Annotated in this window: 1 protein-coding gene; it reads left to right on the forward strand. The window is 58.5% G+C overall.

Features of this window, described 5'->3' with window-relative positions:
- Positions 1 to 278: hypothetical protein (locus JK635_RS12980; RefSeq protein WP_235888088.1), on the forward strand; the 278-nt coding region annotated here is incomplete at its 5' end.
- Positions 279 to 579 lie beyond the last annotated feature (301 nt).

Below are 579 nucleotides of genomic sequence, written 5' to 3' on the forward strand. Positions count from 1 at the left end.
CGTTTAGGGGAAGTCTGCGCTACGTGAAAAAAGCGACCGGCCTGCCCGACAGATTACGTGAAGCAATCCTCAAGGAGCTATGCCGTATCGTCAACACCCTGGCAAACCAATATTTCCATAAAGGATGGCGCGACATGGTGGCGCAATTCAATGCGGAATCCGAAGAAATGCGCACGGCACTGAGGCCGGACATGAATACGGCCTGGGGACGCGTGGAGTTATACGGCGATGGCGGCACACCCTTTTCTTTTGATCAGCCCCTGCATCGGGGCACGTGACAAATTGGGCGGCGCAGACGCATACCGCAATGATCAGCGGGGGCATCGTATTCATCGTCGAAAAGGAGGTTGGCCGACAATACCCTTCCGGTCTGCGAGACACGGTGCAATACCCCGGAGGGGCATTGCACCCTACACGCGTACCAGACAACTTCAGACTGTATCAGCGGATGCCCCGCCTCCGGCCTCGTGGGGCCTCCAGGGCTGCACCGCCTACCCTCCCCCGCGCCGGGTGTAATGATCGAAATACTTCAGAAACGCCGTCCACTGCGCCTCCTCCATCGCCACGAACCGAAAGTGC

The organism is Neobacillus paridis (assembly GCF_016765675.1).
GTDB lineage: Bacteria > Bacillota > Bacilli > Bacillales > Cytobacillaceae > Neobacillus > Neobacillus paridis.